The 312-nt window shown below is 68.6% G+C and carries 1 protein-coding gene; it reads right to left on the reverse strand.

The window, feature by feature from the left end; translation table 11 throughout:
* Positions 1 to 312, reverse strand: a 312-nt coding sequence (locus tag ACTT8P_RS38560; RefSeq protein ID WP_442836445.1) for a hypothetical protein, incomplete at both ends; no start/stop codon positions are given.

Genomic DNA, 312 nt, shown 5'->3' on the forward strand with positions numbered 1-312 from the left:
TCGGTGGTGAGGGTGCCGTCGTCGTTGAGGGTGGTGGTGGACCCGTCCGGGTTGGTGAAGGAGTCGCCGGGGTTGAGTTGCTCGGTGGTGATGTTGCCGGACGGGTCGGTGACGGTGATCTGGCCGGTGTCCGGGTTGAGGACCTCCGTCGAACCGTCCGGGAAGGTGGTGGAGACGGTGCCGTCGGAGTTGAGCTGCGAGGTGGCGCCGTCCGGCGTGGTGAAGGTGTCCGCGGCCGGGTTGAGGTCGCTGGTGGTGACGTTTCCGGCGGCGTCGGTGGTGGTGAGCTGGCCGGTGTCGGGGTTGAGGGTC

Origin of the sequence: Streptomyces sp. JW3, assembly GCF_052216785.1 — a bacterium.
GTDB lineage: Bacteria > Actinomycetota > Actinomycetes > Streptomycetales > Streptomycetaceae > Streptomyces.